This is a genomic window from Tomitella gaofuii, from assembly GCF_014126825.1.
Classification (GTDB): Bacteria; Actinomycetota; Actinomycetes; order Mycobacteriales; family Mycobacteriaceae; genus Tomitella; species Tomitella gaofuii.
On record NZ_CP059900.1, the window covers coordinates 3,715,236 to 3,732,320 of the forward strand.

Annotated in this window: 14 protein-coding genes and 1 riboswitch; of the genes, 6 read left to right on the forward strand and 8 right to left on the reverse strand. The window is 74.1% G+C overall.

The features are described 5' to 3' along the window. Positions 1–2 precede the first annotated feature (2 nt). Positions 3–965, reverse strand: a complete 963-nt coding sequence (locus tag H4F70_RS17265) for a cation diffusion facilitator family transporter (RefSeq protein ID WP_372497566.1) — start codon at positions 963–965, stop codon at positions 3–5. A 273-nt stretch (positions 966–1,238) separates the two neighbouring features. Between H4F70_RS17265 and H4F70_RS17270 the strand changes: the two genes are divergently transcribed. After that, complete coding sequence (locus H4F70_RS17270; RefSeq protein ID WP_235681191.1) at positions 1,239–1,886, forward strand: C40 family peptidase; 648 nt, start codon at positions 1,239–1,241, stop codon at positions 1,884–1,886. Here H4F70_RS17270 and H4F70_RS17275 read toward each other — a convergent pair. From H4F70_RS17275 to bla, 3 genes are all read right to left on the reverse strand, one after another. After that, complete coding sequence (locus tag H4F70_RS17275) at positions 1,880–2,509, reverse strand: TetR/AcrR family transcriptional regulator (RefSeq protein WP_235681192.1); 630 nt, start codon at positions 2,507–2,509, stop codon at positions 1,880–1,882. The genes H4F70_RS17270 and H4F70_RS17275 overlap by 7 nt on opposite strands. Positions 2,510–2,514: 5 nt before the next feature. Further along, positions 2,515–3,969: a DHA2 family efflux MFS transporter permease subunit gene (locus H4F70_RS17280; protein ID WP_182358095.1), complete on the reverse strand. Its 1,455-nt coding sequence runs from the start codon at positions 3,967–3,969 to the stop codon at positions 2,515–2,517. A 161-nt stretch (positions 3,970–4,130) separates the two neighbouring features. After that, a complete protein-coding gene (bla, locus tag H4F70_RS17285) occupies positions 4,131–5,057 on the reverse strand; it encodes a class A beta-lactamase (RefSeq protein WP_182360490.1) in 927 nt (308 codons plus the stop codon). Positions 5,058–5,139: 82 nt separating this feature from the next. Here bla and H4F70_RS20270 point away from each other — a divergent pair, with 82 nt between their 5' ends. Continuing rightward, the gene (locus tag H4F70_RS20270) at positions 5,140–6,024 is read left to right on the forward strand and encodes a LysR family transcriptional regulator (RefSeq protein ID WP_220471729.1); all 885 of its coding nucleotides are present in this window, start codon (positions 5,140–5,142) and stop codon (positions 6,022–6,024) included. Next, positions 6,021–6,926, forward strand: coding sequence for a serine hydrolase (locus H4F70_RS20275; protein ID WP_220471730.1), 906 nt, complete (start codon positions 6,021–6,023; stop codon positions 6,924–6,926). Before H4F70_RS20270 ends, H4F70_RS20275 begins: the two co-directional genes overlap by 4 nt. A 27-nt stretch (positions 6,927–6,953) precedes the next feature. Here the strand turns inward: H4F70_RS20275 and cobF are convergent, their stop codons facing one another. Together cobF and cobN are read right to left on the reverse strand one after the other, a co-directional pair. Further along, positions 6,954–7,748 carry a precorrin-6A synthase (deacetylating) gene (cobF, locus tag H4F70_RS17295; protein WP_182358096.1) on the reverse strand — a complete coding sequence of 265 codons (795 nt, stop codon included), beginning with the start codon at positions 7,746–7,748 and terminating at the stop codon, positions 6,954–6,956. Continuing rightward, on the reverse strand, positions 7,745–11,434 hold the full coding sequence (cobN, locus tag H4F70_RS17300; RefSeq protein ID WP_182358097.1) for a cobaltochelatase subunit CobN: 3,690 nt from the start codon (positions 11,432–11,434) through the stop codon (positions 7,745–7,747). The genes cobF and cobN overlap by 4 nt, the downstream gene beginning before the upstream one ends. A gap of 39 nt (positions 11,435–11,473) precedes the next feature. Next, a riboswitch (cobalamin riboswitch) is annotated at positions 11,474–11,678 on the reverse strand. On the opposite strand from cobN, the gene H4F70_RS17305 reads away from it, so the two are divergent. From H4F70_RS17305 to H4F70_RS17315, 3 genes are all read left to right on the forward strand, one after another. After that, a complete protein-coding gene (locus H4F70_RS17305; RefSeq protein WP_182358098.1) occupies positions 11,670–12,881 on the forward strand; it encodes a cobalamin biosynthesis protein CobG in 1,212 nt (403 codons plus the stop codon). (Overlaps the previous riboswitch by 9 nt.) After that, on the forward strand, positions 12,878–13,540 hold the full coding sequence (locus tag H4F70_RS17310) for a precorrin-8X methylmutase (RefSeq protein ID WP_235681193.1): 663 nt from the start codon (positions 12,878–12,880) through the stop codon (positions 13,538–13,540). Before H4F70_RS17305 ends, H4F70_RS17310 begins: the two co-directional genes overlap by 4 nt. Then, entirely contained in the window at positions 13,537–15,108 is a 1,572-nt protein-coding gene (locus tag H4F70_RS17315) for a precorrin-2 C(20)-methyltransferase (protein ID WP_182358100.1), read from the forward strand. The genes H4F70_RS17310 and H4F70_RS17315 overlap by 4 nt, the downstream gene beginning before the upstream one ends. Positions 15,109–15,192: 84 nt before the next feature. On the opposite strand, the gene H4F70_RS17320 is transcribed toward H4F70_RS17315, so the two are convergent. Both H4F70_RS17320 and H4F70_RS17325 read right to left on the reverse strand, forming a co-directional pair. After that, a complete protein-coding gene (locus H4F70_RS17320; RefSeq protein ID WP_182358101.1) occupies positions 15,193–16,407 on the reverse strand; it encodes a polysaccharide pyruvyl transferase family protein in 1,215 nt (404 codons plus the stop codon). Between the two features lie 58 nt (positions 16,408–16,465). Beyond that, positions 16,466–17,071 (reverse strand): methyltransferase domain-containing protein, encoded by a 606-nt coding sequence (locus H4F70_RS17325; protein WP_182358102.1) that lies wholly within the window; start codon positions 17,069–17,071, stop codon positions 16,466–16,468. Positions 17,072–17,085: the final 14 nt, after the last annotated feature.

Sequence of the window (17,085 nt, forward strand, 5' to 3'; positions counted from 1 at the left end):
GGTCAGCGCGTGTCCGCCCCGCTCACCGGCTCGGGGCAGTCGGTGCCGTGGTGGCCGGCGTGGTCGTCGCGCGATTCCGCGTGATCGACCTGCAGCGTGGTGTGCGTGATGCCGAAGTCGTCGTGCAGAAGGTGCTCGAGCTCCGCGCGCACCGCGTGGCACGGGGCGCTGTCCGCGACGATCACGTGCGCCGACAGCGACGGGAACCCGGAGGTCACCTCCCACACGTGCAGGTCGTGCACCTCGTCGATGTCGGGGTGCACGGCCATGCGCCGGCCGATCTCGTCCGGGTCGACGCCGCGCGGGGCGGCCTCGAGCACCACCCGCCCGCCGTCCCGCAGCAGCCCGTACCCGGCCTTGAACATGAGCGCGGCGACGAACAGCGAGGCCAGCGCGTCGGCCTGCACCCAGCCGGTGAAGTAGATGACGGTGCCCGCCACCGCCGTGCCGATGAACGCGTAGAGGTCGGTGAGGATGTGCTGGAACGAGCCCTCCACGTTGAGGCTCTGCCGGTTGGCCTTGCTCAGCGACCACGTGGCCAGCAGGTTCACGGCGATGCCGATGAGCGCGACGATCACCACCGCCCCGCCCTCGACCTCCGGCGGGTCGAGCAGGCGGAGCACCGACATCACCGTGAAGAAAACGGCGAGCAGCAGCAGCGTGGCCCCGTTGATGAGGGCGGAGACGATCTCGACGCGCTTGAGCCCGAAGGTGTAGGAGCCCCAGGCGGGGCGTGCCGCGAGCGCCATCGCACCGAGCGACAGGGCGATGGCCGCGGCGTCGGAGACCATGTGCCCCGCGTCCGCGAGCAGCGCCAGCGAGCCGGTGAGGAAGCCGACGACCACCTCGCCGGCCATCAGTCCCAGGATCAGCAACAGGGCGATCCACAGGTACCGCCGGTCCGCGTCCGCGGTGATGCCGTGCGAGTGGCCGCCATGGTCGTGTGTGTTCCCCATGCCGCTCATCATATGCATAGTTGTGCATATGTCAATCGTCCGTCCGTGCCGCCCCGCACCCCACACCCCTCGCACTTCACGAAAACCTCCGCGTGACGCCCCGGGGCGTTATAGATTCGAGATCGTGACCGGCGCCATAGGTGCGCCGGCCACCGCCGTCGTCGGGGACGGCACGCACTGCTCACCTTCCGGAATCGTCCAGGCCGGCCGCGTCCGCACGGCCCCGCGACAGATCGGAGCACCCCTGTGTCCCGAAAGCACGCTGCATCCCGAATGACCACCGTGAAATCTGCGACCCCCGCGCCCCTCCGCCGCCGCACGCCCCGGCACCGCGCGCCCCGCAAGCCCGTCGTCGTCCCCGCCCTCCGCCGTGCCGCCATCGGCGCGGCGGTGACGGCCGTCGCCGTCACCGCCCCGGCCACCGCGGCCCTCGCCGCGCCCTCGTCCAGCCTCGGGTCGGAAAGCCTCGGGTCGGGCAGCGCCGGGTCGTCCGGCAGCACCGGGTCGCTGGGGTCGCTCGGCTCGGCCGGATCCACCGGCAGCATCGGGGAGCGTGCGGGCGCGCTGCCCATCCCCAGCCCCCGCGGACTCGTCGCGCTCGGCGCCGCCATGACGCAGGTGGGCAAACCCTACGAGTGGGGCGCCGAGGGCCCGAACAGCTACGACTGCTCCGGCCTGGTGTGGTGGGCCTACCGGCAGCTGGGCATCGACATCGGGCGCACCACGTTCGACCAGATCCACGACGGCGTCCCTGTTCCGCTGAACAATATCCAGCCGGGCGACCTCATCATCTTCCGCGAGAACAACACGCACATCGGCATCTACGCGGGCTTCGGTCAGGTGTGGAACGCCTACGACTACGGCGTGCCCATCGGGCTCACCCCGCTCGCCGACGAGCCGCCGATCCACATCGTGCGCCGGATCTACTGAGCCGCGCCCGGCACGACCAGGGGAAGGAAGATCTCGTCGACGATCTCCGCGAGCACCTCCTCCGGCACCGGCCGGAACGTCATGAAGTACTCGTGGCGGAGCAGCGCGAAGGGCAGGTCGGCGATGCGCGGCGTCAGCTTCGCGGCGTCGACCTCCCCGCGCTCCCGCGCCCGGTCCAGGATGACGTCCACCGACGTCGCCCGGTCTCCGATCAGCTCCGCCCGGAGCTCGGAAGGCGACATCCCGATGTCCTCGAAACTGCTGGTGACCAGCACCGACAGTAAAGCGGTGACATTGCTGCGGCCGGAGTTCGCGCCGCGCAGCACGGCGAGAAGATCGCCACGGACGCCGCCGGTGTCCGGCACCGACGGCACGTGCACCGCGCCGCGGTGCCGGATCGTCGCACGGAAGAGCTCCTCGCGGGTCCGCCACCGCCGGTAGAGCACCGGCTTGCTGGTGCGTGCCCGCGCCGCGACGGCCTCGATGGTGAACCTGCCGTAACCTTCGGCCACGAGCTGGTCCCACGCCGCGTCGAGGATCGCGCGCTCGAGCTCGGCGCCGCGCCGCCGCGACGGACCGCTGCCGCCCATCGTCTCCCCCTCACTGTCGCAGTTGCCCGTCACCACGGTTATCGCCCGTCGACGCGATCGGGTTCCCCTGCTGGTGCGAGCGCCGCACGGCGGAATGCCAACGCGGGGATCAGCGCCAGGACGGTGAGGGCGGTCGTCCACCAGAATACGTAGTGGAACGCCGCCTCGGCTCCGAGATCCGCGCGGGACTGGAGGATCACGGCGACGAGGGCGGCCCCGAACGAAGCCCCGATCTGCTGCGTGATGCGGGTGAGCATCGTGGCGTGCGGCATCTGCTCGTACGGAACATCCGCATACGCGGCCATGATCGGGGCCATGACCACCGCGCCCACCCCGAGCCCGCGGACGAACAGCACCGCGCCGAGCCACCACTGGCCGGTGTGCGCGCCGGCGAAGGCGAACGGCACCGTCCCCGCCGCCGTCACCAGGAACGCGCCGACCGTCACCCACCGCGGCCCGATGCGCGCGGCCAACCGTGCGGCGATGACGCGGGCGAACAGCGCGCCGACGCCCATGGGGATCAGCTGGAACGCGGTCTCGAGGACCGTCGCCCCGCGCAATTGCTGCCAGTACAACGGAAGGAGCACCATGCCCGCATAGAGCACCGCCCCCGCGGTGAACAGCACGATCGAGGCGACGGACAGGGAGCGGCCGGACAACAGGGTGACGTCGACGAGCGCACGTCCCCGGCGCCGGATCGACCAGCATGTGAACGCGACGAGCAAGGCGAGCGCGCCGAGCAGCGGAAGCCACGTGCCGGTGCGCGCGAAATGCGCGCCGGAAGCGAGGTTGGACAGCCCCAGCACGAGGCCGGCCAGACCGGGACCGAGCAGGCTCAGGCCCACGACGTCCAGCTTGCCCGCCCCGCCGTCCCGCGCGGGCGGATCCGGCGCGAGCATCCGCCACGCCAGGACCACCCCCACCGAGACCACCGGCACGTTGATCAGGAAGATCCACCGCCAGCTCAGCTGGCTGAGGATGACCCCGCCGAGCACGGGGCCCAGGATCGGCCCGAGCGCGAGCGGCACGGTCACCGCCGTCACCGCCTTGCTCATGACCTTGCCGCCGGCCGTACCCACCGACTGCACGGCGAGGGTCTGCATCAGCGGCATCATCACCCCGGCACCGAGCCCCTGGAACGCGCGGAAGGCGATCAGGCTGCCCGCGTTCCACGATGCGGCGCACGCCGCCGAGGCCACGACGAACACCAGCAACGCGGCGATCCAGGCCCGCTTCCCACCCAGGCGGGCCTGCGCCCAGCCGCTCATCGGCACCGCGACCGCCACCGCCAGCAGGTACGCGGTCACCACCCACTGGATCGTGCCGGTCGACGTCCCGAGCGCAGTGGTCAGCCTGTCCAGCGCGATCGTGACCACCGTGGAGTCGAGTATCGCCGCGGCACCACCGAAAACCAGTACGGACAGCGTCTTGCGGGTCGACGGTGACAAGCGCTCATCGGAGGCCGGCGGCGACGTCCTTGTGCGGGTGGTCATGGCTGCACCCCGTCCCTCATTAGGATACGTATTCGTACCTTATTGACGGTATGCCGATGCGTTAGGAAACGCAATAAGTATCTTGTTGCCGGCAACGGCTGCACCCCCGACAGGGTGGTGACCCGCTTCGTCCGCAGTTTGCGGGTGGGATGCCCGGCGCCTCACCTCATCGCCGCCACAACGGCCGCGGTCGCGTCGGCGATCAGGGCGTCCTGCGACTGCGCGTCCCGATCCTGCTGCCGATCCGACAGTACGGCGAGCACGATCGGTGCGCCCCGGTCCGGCCACACCACCGCGATGTCGTTGCGCGTGCCGTAGTGGCCGGCGCCCGTCTTGTCCGCCACCGTCCAGCCGGCGGGTATTCCCGCGCGGATGTACTCGTCACCGGTCGTGTTAGCGACCATCCACTCGACGTATCGCGCCCGCCGTTGCGGTGCCAGCCAATCGCCGAGCGCGAACCCCCGCAGGTCCTCGGCGAGTACACGCGGCGTGCTGGTGTCGCGGACATCGCCGGGCACCGCCGAATTCAGCGCGGGCTCGATGCGGTCGACGTTCGTGGTCGCGTCGCCCCGTGCGCGCAACCGCCGTTGCAGCTCCGCCGGGCCGCCCAGCCGCTCGAGCAGCAGGTTGGCCGCCGTGTTGTCGCTCTGCGTGAGCATGGCCGCCACCAGGTCGCGCACCGTCATCCCGGTGGCCACGTGCTGCGACGTCACCGGGGCGTAGTCCAGCAGGTCCGCATCGGTGTATCGGGCCGTCTGCGCGAGGTCCTCGTCCGATGCGCCGGCGAGCACCGCCCCGGCCAGCAGCGCCTTGTAGGTGGACGCGTAGGCGAACCGTTCGTCGACCCGGTGGCCCACGACCTGCCCGGTCCCCGTGTCCACGGCGTACACGCCCAGGCGTGCGCCGTACTTGCGCTCCAGCGCGCCGAATTCCGCGGCCGGGTCCTGTTGCTCCGCGGCAGCGGCGGCCGCTGCCGCCGGTCCCGGGGTCCGCTCCTGCGTCGGGGTCTCCTGCGCACCGCAGCCGACGAGCAGCGCCGCCGACACGGCGAGCGATGCGCAGAGTCCGAGTCGTCCTTTTCCGTCCATGGCGAGCAGCGTGCCCGCGCCCGCTGATGCACGCAAAGGCCGGATTGCACCGTAGTATGCGTTCTCGGCATGATGGCTGATCATGGATCTGGTCAGCGCGTGCCGCGTCTTCGTGCAGGTGGCCGAGCGGGGCAGCGTCACCGCCGGTTCCGCCGCAATCGGCATGCCGCAGCCGGCCGCCAGCCGCCGGATCGCCGCCCTGGAACGGCACCTGGGCGCCGCGCTGTTCGACAGGTCCGGCCGCGCCATGGTGCCGACGCCGTTCGGCCGCGCCATGATGGGCCCGGCCGAACGTCTTGTGCGGCTAGCGGACACCCTGGAGATCGACGCCGAGCAGGCGCGGCTGGAGCCGGTGGCCGTCGCCGTGCCGGAGGGGTGCCCGGCCCGCAGCCTGGTGATGCTGCACCGCGCCGCGCACGTGCACGGCGTCGTGCTCGATCTGCGCCCCGCCCACCGGGCCGCACGCACCGCCGCGCTCGACGGGGGCCGGGTGCGCGCCGCGCTGATGCCGGCGGCGCCGGACCGCGCCGCCTGGCAGGTGCCGCTGGGCGTCGCCACCGCCGACGACGAGGGCTCCGGCCCACTGCGCATAGAATCGTTGCGCCCCGGGCGCGGCACGGCCGCTGCCCGCACGGTGCACATTCCACCGGAGGACGACGTGCCCCACATCAGCGACCGGCTCGCCCGGCTCGGCCACCGCGCCGCCCTGTCGCCCGCGCAGTTCACCGTCGGCTCCTCCCCTGTCGACGCCGCGTCCGCGGCCCTCCGGTCCGGGGGGATGCTCCTGTGCTCCGCCGCCGACGCCGACGAGCTCGGACTGTCCTGGCGCCCGCTGCACGACCAGGCGATCCGCCGTGGCTACGCACCCGTCGCCCGGCATGCGGGCGACCGGCGCCTGCTTCGGGACGTGTTGGGGGACGAGGTCGGCCGGTGCCTCGGCGCGCTTCCGGGGAGCGGGGAGCGGTGAACACGACGCGCCTGCTGCACCGGCTCGGCCTCGACATGGAGCGGGCCGGCCTGCGCGGCCGGTTCCTCGTCCGAGATCTGGACGGCGGCGCCGAGATCGGTCTCGGGTCCGACGCCGAGATGCCGATCGCCTCCCTGGTCAAGGTGCCGCTGGCGGTGGCCGTGCTGCACGCCGTGCACACCGGTCGCCTCGACGGCGCCCGGATGGTCGACGTCCTGCCCGACCCGGCAGGTCCGCGGCCCGGCCCCGGCGGGACCAGTGGGTTCCGCCGGCCCAGCCGCATCGCCGTCGACGACCTCGTGCACCTGGCCCTCACCGTCTCCGACAACGCCGCGGCCGACGCGCTGTTCACCCTGGTGCCGCCGGACGAGGTCACCGCGCACCTCCGCGGGCTCGGCGTCGACGGGATCACGGTCCGTCATCGCACACGCGATCTCGGCGACACGCCCGCGGCACGCCTGGGGCCGGACGACGCGCTCCTGGCGCAGGAGCTGGCCATCCGATCCGGCTCGCCCGCGCACGGGCACGCCATCGCCCAGCTCGATGTCGCGTCCGCCAACACCGGCACGGCGGGCGCGTTCGCCGACCTGCTGGGGATGCTCTGGCGCCCGTCGACGGTCCCGGCGCCGGTCGCCGCGCAGATGCGCGCGCACATGGCGCGGAACATGATCCGCAACCGGCTCGCCCCCGACTTCGACTCCGACGCGACCACCTGGTCGTCGAAGACCGGCACGATACTGCACTACCGGCACGAGGCCGGCGTCGTCGAGCACGACGACGGTGCCGCGTTCGCCGTCGTCGCCATGACCGCCTCGTCGGTGCCTGCCGCCGCGCAGCCGGCCGCCGAGGCCGCGATGGCCGGGGTCGCCCGCGCGCTGCACGACCGGCTGCGGGACGGATAGCAGCCGGGTGCAGACCGGTGGTCCCCGCTACGCCCGGCGCAGCAGGTACACGTCCATCACCCACCCGCGTGCGGCCTTCGCGCGGGCCCGCGCGGCGCGGATGGCGGGAAGCACTTCGGCCAGCCGCCCGGCCACCAGCTCCTCGTCGTCCGTGCCCAGGTTGGCGCCCCAGTGGATGTCCCACTCGCCGGGCAGGCCGGCGCAGGCGAGTCCGCCGTCGAGCATGACCGCCAGGTCGTCCGCGCCGCCCGCCGCGTCGGCCGCCAGCCGACGGCCCGTGGTGACGAGCACCGCTCCGCCGATCCTGTTGAGCACCAGCCGGTGCCGCGCGGCCAGCAGGGTCAGGCTGCTGACCCCCGGGATCACCTCGTAGTCCAGGTCCGCGCCCAGGACGCGCGCCCGCTCGAGCACGCGCACCGCCGAGTCGTACAGCGCCGGATCGCCCCACACCGGCACCACCGCGGTCCCGCCGTCGGGCAGCGCCCCTGTCAGGGCGTCCGCCCAGGCGCGTGCACGGGCGGCATGCCAGTCCTGCACCGCGACACCGTATTCGGCGTCGTCGCGCGGTGCGCGGTTCCGCGGCGGATCCGTCACCCGCACCATCCGGCGGCCTGGGCCGGTGCGGTGCCGCGCGATGACCGCCTCACGCAGGCGCACCAGATCGCCGGCGCCCGCGGCGCCGCCGCTGCCGTCCTTGTCCGTCACCAGGAAGACGTCCGCCGCGTTCAGCGCGCGGACCGCCTCGACCGTCACCTGGTCGAGGCCGCCCGCGCCGATGCCGACGACCAGGACCCGGCGACGGGCGCCCGCCGGGCCGGTCACCCCCGATCCTCCAGGTCCCCTTCGACCTCCAGGTACGCCCGGCGCATCGCGTCGAGCGTGGCCGGGTCCGGCTCGGCCCACAGTCCGCGGTCGGCCGCCTCGGTGAGCCGCTCGATGATGCCCTGCAGCGCCCACGGGTTCGCCTCGCGCAGGAAGTCCTGGTTCACCGTGTCCAACGCGTAGTTCTGCGCCAGCGACTCGTACATCCAGTCGGGCACCACGGACGCGGTGGCGTCGTAGCCGAAGAGATAGTCGACGGTGGCCGCCATCTCGAAGGCCCCCTTGTAGCCGTGCCGGCGCATCGCCGCCATCCACCGCGGGTTGACCACCCGGGCCCGGAACACGCGCGCGGTCTCCTCTCCGAGTGAACGCGTGCGCACCGCGTCGGGGCTGGTCGAATCGCCGATGTAGGAGCGCGGCGCGCGGCCCGTGAGCGCGCGGACCGTCGCGATCATCCCGCCGTGATACTGGAAGTAGTCGTCCGAGTCGGCGATGTCGTGCTCGCGGGTGTCTGTGTTCTTGGCCGCCACGGCGATCCGCGCGTAGTTGGCGCGCATGTCGTCGGCCGCCGGCGCGCCGTGCAGGCCGCGCCCGTAGGCGAATCCGCCCCACGCGGTGTACACCTCGGCGAGGTCGCGGTCGTCGCGCCAGTTGCCGGACTCGATCACCTGCAGGATGCCCGCCCCGTAGGCACCGGGCTTGGAGCCGAAGATGCGGGTGCGGGCGCGGCGCTCGTCCCCGTGCGCGGCGGTGTCCGCCCGGACGTGGGCGCGCACGAAGTTGTCCTCATCGGACTCCTCCAACCCCGCGACGAGCGCGAACGCGTCGTCGAGCAGGTCGATCACGTGCGGGAACGCGTCCCGGAAGAACCCGGAGATGCGCACCGTGACGTCGATGCGCGGGCGGCCCAGCTCGGCCAGGCCCACCACGTCCAGGCCCGTGACCCGCCGGGACTCCGCATCCCAGCGGGGCCGCACGCCCAGAAGCGCGAGCACCTCGGCGATGTCGTCGCCCGCGGTGCGCATGGCCGAGGTGCCCCACGCCGACAGGCCCACCGAGGCCGGATAGCCGCCGGTCTCCGCCAGGTACCGCTGCACCAGCGATTCCGCCATCGCCTGCCCGGTCTCCCACGACAGCCGCGACGGGATCGCCTTGGGGTCGACGGTGTAGAAGTTGCGCCCCGTCGGCAGCACGTTGACCAGCCCGCGCAGCGGCGACCCCGACGGCCCGGCCGGAACATACCCGCCGCCGAGGGCTCGGAGCACCGCGTCGATCTCGTCGGTGGTCCGGGCCAGCCGCGGCACGATCTGCTCCGCCGCGAACTCCAGCACCCGCACCGTCTCCGCCGCGTCGGCGCCCGGCACCCGGGACACCTCCTGGGCCGCGACGATCCCCGACGCCGCCGATCGGTCCCACCCGGCGTCCTCCATCGCCTGCACCAGCGCGCGGGCCCGGGACTCCGCGGCGTCGACGGCGGCGAGATCCGCTCCCGCCGCGAGGCCCAGCGCGGACCGCAGCCCCGGGAGCGCGTGCGCGGTGCCGCCCCACACCTGCGCCGCGCGCAGCATCGACAGCACCAGGTCCACGCGCTGGCCCGGATCCGGCGCCTGGCCGAGCACGTGCAGGCCGTCGCGGATCTGCGCGTCCTTGATCTCGCACAGCCAGCCGTCGACGTGCAGCAGCATGTCGTCGAACGCCTCGCCCTCGAGCTCCTCGTCGATGCCCAGGTCCTGGTCCATCTTCGCCGCGCGCAGCAGCGTCCAGATCTCCTGGCGGATCGCCGGCAGCTTTCCCGGGTCCATCGCTGAGATGTTCTGGTGCTCGTCCAGCAGCTGCTCCAGGCGGGCGATGTCGCCGTAGGACTCGGCGCGCGCCATCGGCGGGATGAGGTGGTCGACGATGGTGGCATGTGCGCGGCGCTTCGCCTGTGCGCCCTCGCCCGGGTCGTTCACCAGGAACGGGTAGATCATCGGCAGGTTCGCCAGCGCCGCGTCGGTGGCGCACGCGGCCGACGGCGCCGCGTTCTTGCCGGGCAGCCACTCGAGGGAGCCGTGCTTGCCCAGGTGCACCACCGCGTGCGCGCCGAACCCGCGCTCGACCCACTTGTACGCGGCCAGGTAGTGGTGGCTGGGCGGCAGGTCCGGGTCGTGGTAGATCGCCACCGGGTTCTCGCCGAACCCGCGCGGCGGCTGGATCATGAGCACCACGTTCCCGGCGCGCAGGGTGGCCAGCACGATGTCGCCGCCGTCCGCGGCGTCGCCGGACTCGTCGACGAACAGCGTGCCGGGCGCCTCGCCCCACGCCGCGCGCATGGCGCCGGTGAGGCCGTCCGGAAGCTCGGCCGTCCACTCGCGGTACTGCCCCGCAGTCACACGCACCGGGTTGCCCGCCAGCTGTGCGGCGGTGAGCCAGTCCTCGTCCTGCCCGCCCGCGTCGATCAGCGCGTGGATGAGCCGATTGCCGGCCGCCGTGTCGTCGCTTTCGGGGCCGTCAGGTCCGTCCGCGCCGTCGAGGGCGAGCCACGGGCGCTCGGACTCCTCGCCCAGGTCGTACCCGGCCGCGGCGAGCGCGCGCAGCAGACGCACCGCGGAGACCGGGGTGTCCATGCCGACGGCGTTGCCCACCCGCGCATGCTTCGTCGGGTAGGCCGAGAGCATCACCGCGATCCGCCGCTCGCCCACCGGCACATGCCGCAGCCGGGCGTGGGCGGCCGCGATCCCCGCCACCCGTCGGCACCGCTCCGGGTCGGTGACGTACCGGGGCAGGCCGTCGTCGTCGAACTCCTTGAACGAGAACGCGGTGGTGATGATGCGACCGTCGAACTCGGGCACCGCGATCTGCGAGGCCGCGTCCATCGGCGAGACGCCCTCGTCGGACCCGGCCCAGGTCTCGCGGTCCCACGTCAGGCACAGCCCCTGCAGGATCGGGATGTCGAGCGCGGCCAGGTCGTCGACGTCCCACACCTCGTCGTCGCCGCCGGCCTGCGCGTGCGCGGGGCGCGTGCCGCCCGCCGCCAGCACCGTGACCACCAGCGCGTCCAACGTGGACAGCGCCTCGAGCAGGTCGGCGGGCGGGGTGCGCAACGACGCGCAGAACACGGGCACCGGCTCGGCGCCCTGCTCCGCGACGGCCCGGGCCAGGTCGGTGACGAACCGCCGGTTGCCGCTGACGTGATGGGCCCGGTAGTACAGGATCCCGACCCGCGGGCGGTCGCCGTCCGGGGCCGCGGCGCCGGGAGCCCGCCACTCGCCCAGTCCCCACTCGGGCAGTTCCCGCGGCGGCGCGAAACCCTCGCCGGTGAGCAGCACCGTGTCGGTGAGGAAGGCGTGCAGCTGGGCGAGGTTCTCCGGCCCGCCGAAGGCCAGGTACCGGTGCGCCTCCGCCGCGGTGCCGACGGGAACCGTCGAGTGCCCCATCAGCTCCGCGTCCGGGGCCTGCTCGCCGCCGAGCACCACCACCGGGACGCCCCGTGCCAGCACCGCGTCGAGCCCGTCCTGCCAGGACCGGGCGGAACCGAGGATGCGCACCACCACCAGCGCGGCGCCGTCGAGCAGCCTGTCGAGCGAGCCGGGCCCGGTGCCGGCGACGTCGGTGCGCGCGGGATTGCCCAGCGCGAAACCGGCGCCGGAGGCGCGTGCGGACAGCAGGTCGGTATCGGACGTGGACAGCAGTGCGATCCGCGTCATGGCAGCCGCCAGGACATGTCGATTCTCCAAAACCCTCGTGGACACAATCAGGCCACGGTCGGTCTCCTGGCTTACGGATCGACGCCCCGCGCACGACCTTCCCAGGCGCTGCGCGCCCAGTGGTCCCCGCCGCCGTGGCATGCACCCGGGCGGCGGGGGAGTCCGCGGGACTCCCCGATGACAGTGGCGAGGGCCGCGCCGGATTCACACCGGCTTCCCGTTCACCATGGCTTCGATGAGCGTAAACCACGCCGTCCAGGCGCCTGCACGCCTGTGCCACTATGTGCCGGTGCTCCCTCCCCCTCCCCGGTCCGGCGCGGCCGACCGCTGCCCCGGACTGCTGCGCCCGCACCACGCCGACGACGGCGCGCTGGTGCGGCTGCGCGTGCCCGGGGGTGCGCTCACCGCAGAGATGTTCGCAGCTTTGCGAAGCGTTTCCGACGAGTTCGGCGATGGACGGATTCACCTCACTTCGCGCGCCAACGTGCAGTTGAGAGCCTTGCCGACCGGCCCCGACGGTCAGCTGCCCGGTCGGATCGTCGACGTTCTGCGAACGGCGGGTCTGCTGCCCTCGCCGCGCCACGAGCGGGTGCGCAACATCGTCTGCTCGCCCCTGTCCGGGATCGCCGGCGGCCGCGCGGACGTGCGCGGGCTCGCCGGCGCACTCGACCGCACCCTGTGCGCGGACCCCGGGCTGGCCGCGCTGCCGGGGCGTTTCCTGTTCGGCATCGACGACGGCCGCGGCGACGTCGCGGGGATGGGCTGCGACGTTCTCGCGCTCGCCGAAACTCCCGGGCGCGCCCGCATCGTCGCCGGCGACCTGGCGGGCCCGGCCGTGCCGTTGCACGCGGTGCCCGGCGCGCTCATCGCCCTCGCACGGGGATTCGCCGGTGCCGCCGACGGGCGCTGGCGGGTGCGCGAACTCCCCCGCCGCGGGGCGGAACTCCTCGACGGTCACGCCACCGGAACACTGCCGTACGCCCCCGCGCCCGCGATGGCGTACGGTGCGCTTCCCGGCGGGGCGCTGTCGGTGCTGGCGCCGCTGGGCGTGCTCACCCCGGAGCAGGGCGACGCGCTCGCCGCTGCGGCCGGCGGCGACGGAACGCTCATCGTCACGCCATGGCGCGGGATCGTCGTGGTGCCGCAGGAGGCCCCCCGGTGCGGCGCGCTCGCCCGGCTCGCCGACTCCGGCCTGGCGACCACGGCCGACTCCCCGTGGACCCGGGTCACCGCGTGTGTCGGCGCCCCCGGCTGCGCCAAGTCCGCCGGCGACACCCACGCGGCCGCCCGGGCCGCGGCCGCCGGCCCGCCCGGCCAGGTCTCATCCGGCCCCTTCCAGACCCTCCCAGCCCACGTCACCCTCCCCGTCCACGTCGTCGGCTGCCCCCGCGCATGCGGCGCACCGCGCGGCCCCCACACCCTCCTCCAGTTAGGGAGCAGAAAGTGACCCAGTCCCACGTGATCCGGCGTCCCACCCGCAGGTACGACTACGTCGCCGACGGCGCCGGAATCTACGCGCGCTCGTTCGCCACCATCCGCGCGGAGACGGACCTGCGCCGCATCCCCGCCGACGCCGAGAAGGTGGCGGTGCGCATGGTGCACGCCGCCGGCCAGACCGACCTGACGCGCGACCTCGACATCGCGCCCGGCCTCGTCGCCGCCGCCCGCAGCGCCTTGCGCGGCGGCGCGCCGATCCTGTGCGACGCGCACATGGTGGCCTCCGGCATCACCCGGAAACGACTGCCCGCAGGCAACGACGTGGTGTGCACGCTGCGCGACGAGCGGGTGCCCCCGCTCGCGGCCGAGTGGGGCACCACGCGTTCCGCCGCCGCCGTTTCGCTGTGGGCGGATCGGCTCGCCGGCGCCGTCGTCGCCGTCGGCAACGCCCCCACCGCGCTGTTCCACCTGCTCGAGCTGCTCGACGACGGCGCCCCGCCGCCCGCCGCGATCGTCGGCATCCCCGTCGGCTTCATCGGCGCGGCCGAGTCCAAGCGCGCCCTCGCCGACCACCTCGCCGGGATCCCCTACCTGACGGTGCACGGCCGGCGCGGCGGCTCCGCGATGGCGTCCGCCGCGGTCAACGCACTCGCCCAGGAGGAAGAATGAGCCGCCCCGGCAGCGCAGGCCTGCTCTACGGCGTGGGGGTGGGCCCCGGCGACCCCGAGCTGATCACCCGCAAGGCCGCCCGGATCATCGCGGGCGCGGATGTCGTCGCCTACTATTCCGGCACCCACGGACGGTCCATCTCCCGCACCATCGCCGGCGACCTGGTGCCCGCCGGCGCCATCGAGGAGAAGCTCGTCTACCCGGTGACCACCGGCACCGCCGCGCACCCCGGCGGGTACGAGGCGGCGATCGCCGAGTTCTACGACGCCGCGGCCGCCAGGCTCGCGGAGCACCTGGCCGCCGGCCGCACGGTGGCCGTGCTCTGCGAGGGCGACCCGATGTTCTACGGCTCCTACATGTACCTGCACGACAGGCTGGCCGGCCGGTTCGTCGCCGAGGTGGTCCCGGGCGTGACCAGCGTGTCCGCCGCCTCCGCCGCGGCCGCGCAGCCGCTGGTGCGCCGCGACGACGTGCTCACGGTCCTGCCCGGCACCCTGCCCGCGCCCGAGCTGGCCCGCCGGCTGGCCGACACCCAGGGCGCCGCGATCATGAAGCTGGGGCGCACGTTCCCCGCGGTGCGCTCGGCGCTCGCGCAGGCGGGCCGGCTCGACGGCGCGGTGTATGTGGAGCGGGCGTCGACGGGAGAGCAGCGCATCGCACCCGTGCGCGACGTGGACCCGGAGCGGGTGCCGTACTTCTCCGTCGTCCTCACCGGTGGCGACGACGTGCGCAGGGCCGGGGAGAAGGGCGCGCTGACCTCCGGCGTCGCGGGCACCCCCCAGTCCCGCACGGTCCCGGCCGCCGCCGCACCCGGGCCCGCGGAACTGCTGGTCATCGGCCTGGGGCCCGCCGGCGACGCGTGGCTGACCCCCGAGGCCGCCGGCGCCCTCGCCTCCGTGCGCCACGTCGTCGGCTACGGGCCGTACGTCGACCGGGTCCCGGTGCGCCCCGGCCAGCAGCGGCACGCCAGCGGCAACACCGTCGAGCTGGACCGGTCGCGCCTGGCCCTCGACCTGGCGCTGGCCGGCGAATCGGTCGCCGTGGTCTCCGGCGGGGACGCCGGCGTGTTCGGCATGGCGGCCGCCGTGTTCGAGGCCGCCGCCGACCCCGCCTACAGCGCCGTCCCCGTCCGCGTGCTCCCCGGCGTGTCCGCGTTCCAGGCCGTGGCCGCGCGCGCCGGCGCCCCGATGGGCGGCGACTTCGCGGTGCTGAGCCTGTCCGACCGGCTCAAACCCTGGGAGGTCATCGAACGCCGGCTGCGCGCGGTGAGCGCCGCCGACATGGCGCTGGCGATCTACAACCCTGCGTCCCGCTCGCGCACCGGGCAGATCGCGCGCGCCCGCGCGGTGCTCGTCGACGAGCGCGGCGCGGCCACCCCCGTCGTGGTGGGCCGCTCGGTGGGCCGCGCCGGGGAGTCGCTGGAGGTCACGACGCTCGGGGAGCTCGATCCGGCCGCGATCGACATGCGCTGTCTGCTCATCGTGGGCTCGTCCGCCACCACGGTGACGCCGGGCGGCCGGGTGTGGACTGCGCGGTCGGTGCCTGCGGGCGACCGGCCGCGGCCCTGACACAAGATCCACATTCTGTGGCCCCCGGACGGTGGGAAACCACCGTCCGGGGGCCACAGAATGTGGAGTTCGTGTCACCGCCCCCTACCGCGGCGGGTACAGCCGGCCCGCCAGCGCCGTCTTCGCCGCCACCGCGGCCCGCCGGCGCTCGGGGGTGAATCCGCCGGCGGTCGGCCGGGCCGGGAGCGTGTCGCCGTCCGTCACCAGCGTCCAGCGGGAGCCGGCGTCCAGCAGTGAGCGGTGCTTGACCTCGTAGTACCCGGGTTCGGTCGCGACCGCCACGCCCGCGGCGCCGGCCGCGGCCGCCACCAGGTGCAGGTGGAACCGGGTGCTCAGCCACGTCTGCCCCGCCCGCGCCGGCACCCCGTGGTGCCACAGGTCCCGGAACGGCACGAACCGCGCCCCGTCGAGTCGCTCACCCAGCCGCTCGTACACCAGACGGTCCTTGCCGGGGATGCCCTCGACCACGGTGACCGCCGCGCCCGGGACCTCCCAGGAGTCGAGCACCCGCCGCGCCCAGTGGGCCACCGCATCCGCCCCCGTCCGCCCGTCGCCGGCGAAGTGCTCGGTCAGGTCGGACTGCAGACACAGCACCACCCCGGCGTCCGGCACCGGTTCCCGCGGGGCTGCTCCAACAGCACAGTCCACCCCCAGCCACGCGTCGTCGCCGGTGCGCGAGGCCCCCGGCACGCCGGCCAGCGCCTCGAACGATGCGCGGTCGCGCGTGTCGAACACCGCGAACGCCCGGGCCGCGTCCACCAGCGCCTCCCACGGGGCGGTTTCCGCAGTGGGCATGAGCCCCTGCCCCGTCGCGGTGGCCCGGATCCCGAACCGCCGCGCCAGCGCCGCCATCGCCGTGACGAGCGCCGTGTGGTGCGGCCACACCGCGTTGAGATAGCCGCCGCCGAGCAGGTGCAGCGTGTCGGCCCGCTGCAGCAGGGCCACGCCCTCGTCGATGCGCGGCTCGGCGCCCAGGGTCACCGCCGCGTGCGCGCACCACTCCCACACCGGCCCCGGGCGCGCGTTCTCGGCGGCGAGCCCGATCATCCGCCACAACGTGTCCACGTAGGTCACGCGCGGGTGGGCGCCGCGCAGCAGCAGCGCGGCCTGGCCGGGGGTGTGGCAGTCGAGCACGACCTCGTCGTCGGGGCGCACGCGCGCCAGGTGCTCGAGCCACGTGCGCGCGATGAGCTCGTCCCCGTAGTTGGGGTGCCCGGCGGGCGAGACCAGGTAGTGGACCCGCCCCGACGGGCCGCCGCCGAGCATCCGGGCCGCCCGCGCCCGCCACCGTGTGCGCATCTGCCCGACCGTACCGGGATTCCGGAGGCCGCGGCCTTGTGATGCCGGTCCTGCCGGGTCAGGCCTCGCCGCGGTGCAGCATGCTGACGACGAAGTCCGAGGCCGGCGTCCACGGCTGCAGGTCCCAGGTGCCGAACCGCTGCCGCACACGCAGCCCCGCCGCCGCCACGTGCTCGTCGAACTCCTCCACCGTGAGCGTGCGGCCCATGCCGAAGCCGACGACGAGCACGCCCTCGGGCTTCAGGTGCCGGCCCACCGCCGCGAGCACGTCCGTCTCCGAGCCGGGGGCGACGAAGCAGAGGACGTTGCCCGCCATGACGGCCGCGTCGAACTCGCCGGTGACGCCGCGCGCGGGCAGGTCCAGCTCGGACAGGTCGCCGACGAGCCACGTGGGCCCCGGGTGGTCCTGTTCGGCCGCCGCGATGAGCGCCGGGTCCACATCCACCCCCACCACCTCGTGTCCTCGGGTGTGGAGCTCGCCGCCGAGGCGGCCCGGGCCGCAGCCGGCGTCGAGGACGCGGGCACCACGGGGCACCATGGCGTCGATCAGGCGCGCCTCGCCGGCGAGGTCGGCGCCCTGGGCCGCCATGGCGCGGAAGCGTTCGATGTACCACTGCGAGTGGCCGTCGGAGGTCTCGCTGAACCAGCGGGTGGGTCGTGCCATACCCCGGAGCCTAG

Excerpts from the sequence above, each read along its gene's own strand:
- H4F70_RS17265 (WP_372497566.1), bottom strand. The coding sequence starts at position 965 with ATGAGCGGCATGGGGAACACACACGACCATGGCGGCCACTCGCACGGC.
- H4F70_RS17280 (WP_182358095.1), bottom strand. The coding sequence starts at position 3,969 with ATGACCACCCGCACAAGGACGTCGCCGCCGGCCTCCGATGAGCGCTTG.
- bla (WP_182360490.1), bottom strand. The coding sequence starts at position 5,057 with ATGGACGGAAAAGGACGACTCGGACTCTGCGCATCGCTCGCCGTGTCG.
- H4F70_RS20270 (WP_220471729.1), top strand. The coding sequence starts at position 5,140 with ATGGATCTGGTCAGCGCGTGCCGCGTCTTCGTGCAGGTGGCCGAGCGG.
- cobN (WP_182358097.1), bottom strand. The coding sequence starts at position 11,434 with ATGACGCGGATCGCACTGCTGTCCACGTCCGATACCGACCTGCTGTCC.
- H4F70_RS17305 (WP_182358098.1), top strand. The coding sequence starts at position 11,670 with ATGAGCGTAAACCACGCCGTCCAGGCGCCTGCACGCCTGTGCCACTAT.
- H4F70_RS17315 (WP_182358100.1), top strand. The coding sequence starts at position 13,537 with ATGAGCCGCCCCGGCAGCGCAGGCCTGCTCTACGGCGTGGGGGTGGGC.
- H4F70_RS17320 (WP_182358101.1), bottom strand. The coding sequence starts at position 16,407 with ATGCGCACACGGTGGCGGGCGCGGGCGGCCCGGATGCTCGGCGGCGGC.
- H4F70_RS17325 (WP_182358102.1), bottom strand. The coding sequence starts at position 17,071 with ATGGCACGACCCACCCGCTGGTTCAGCGAGACCTCCGACGGCCACTCG.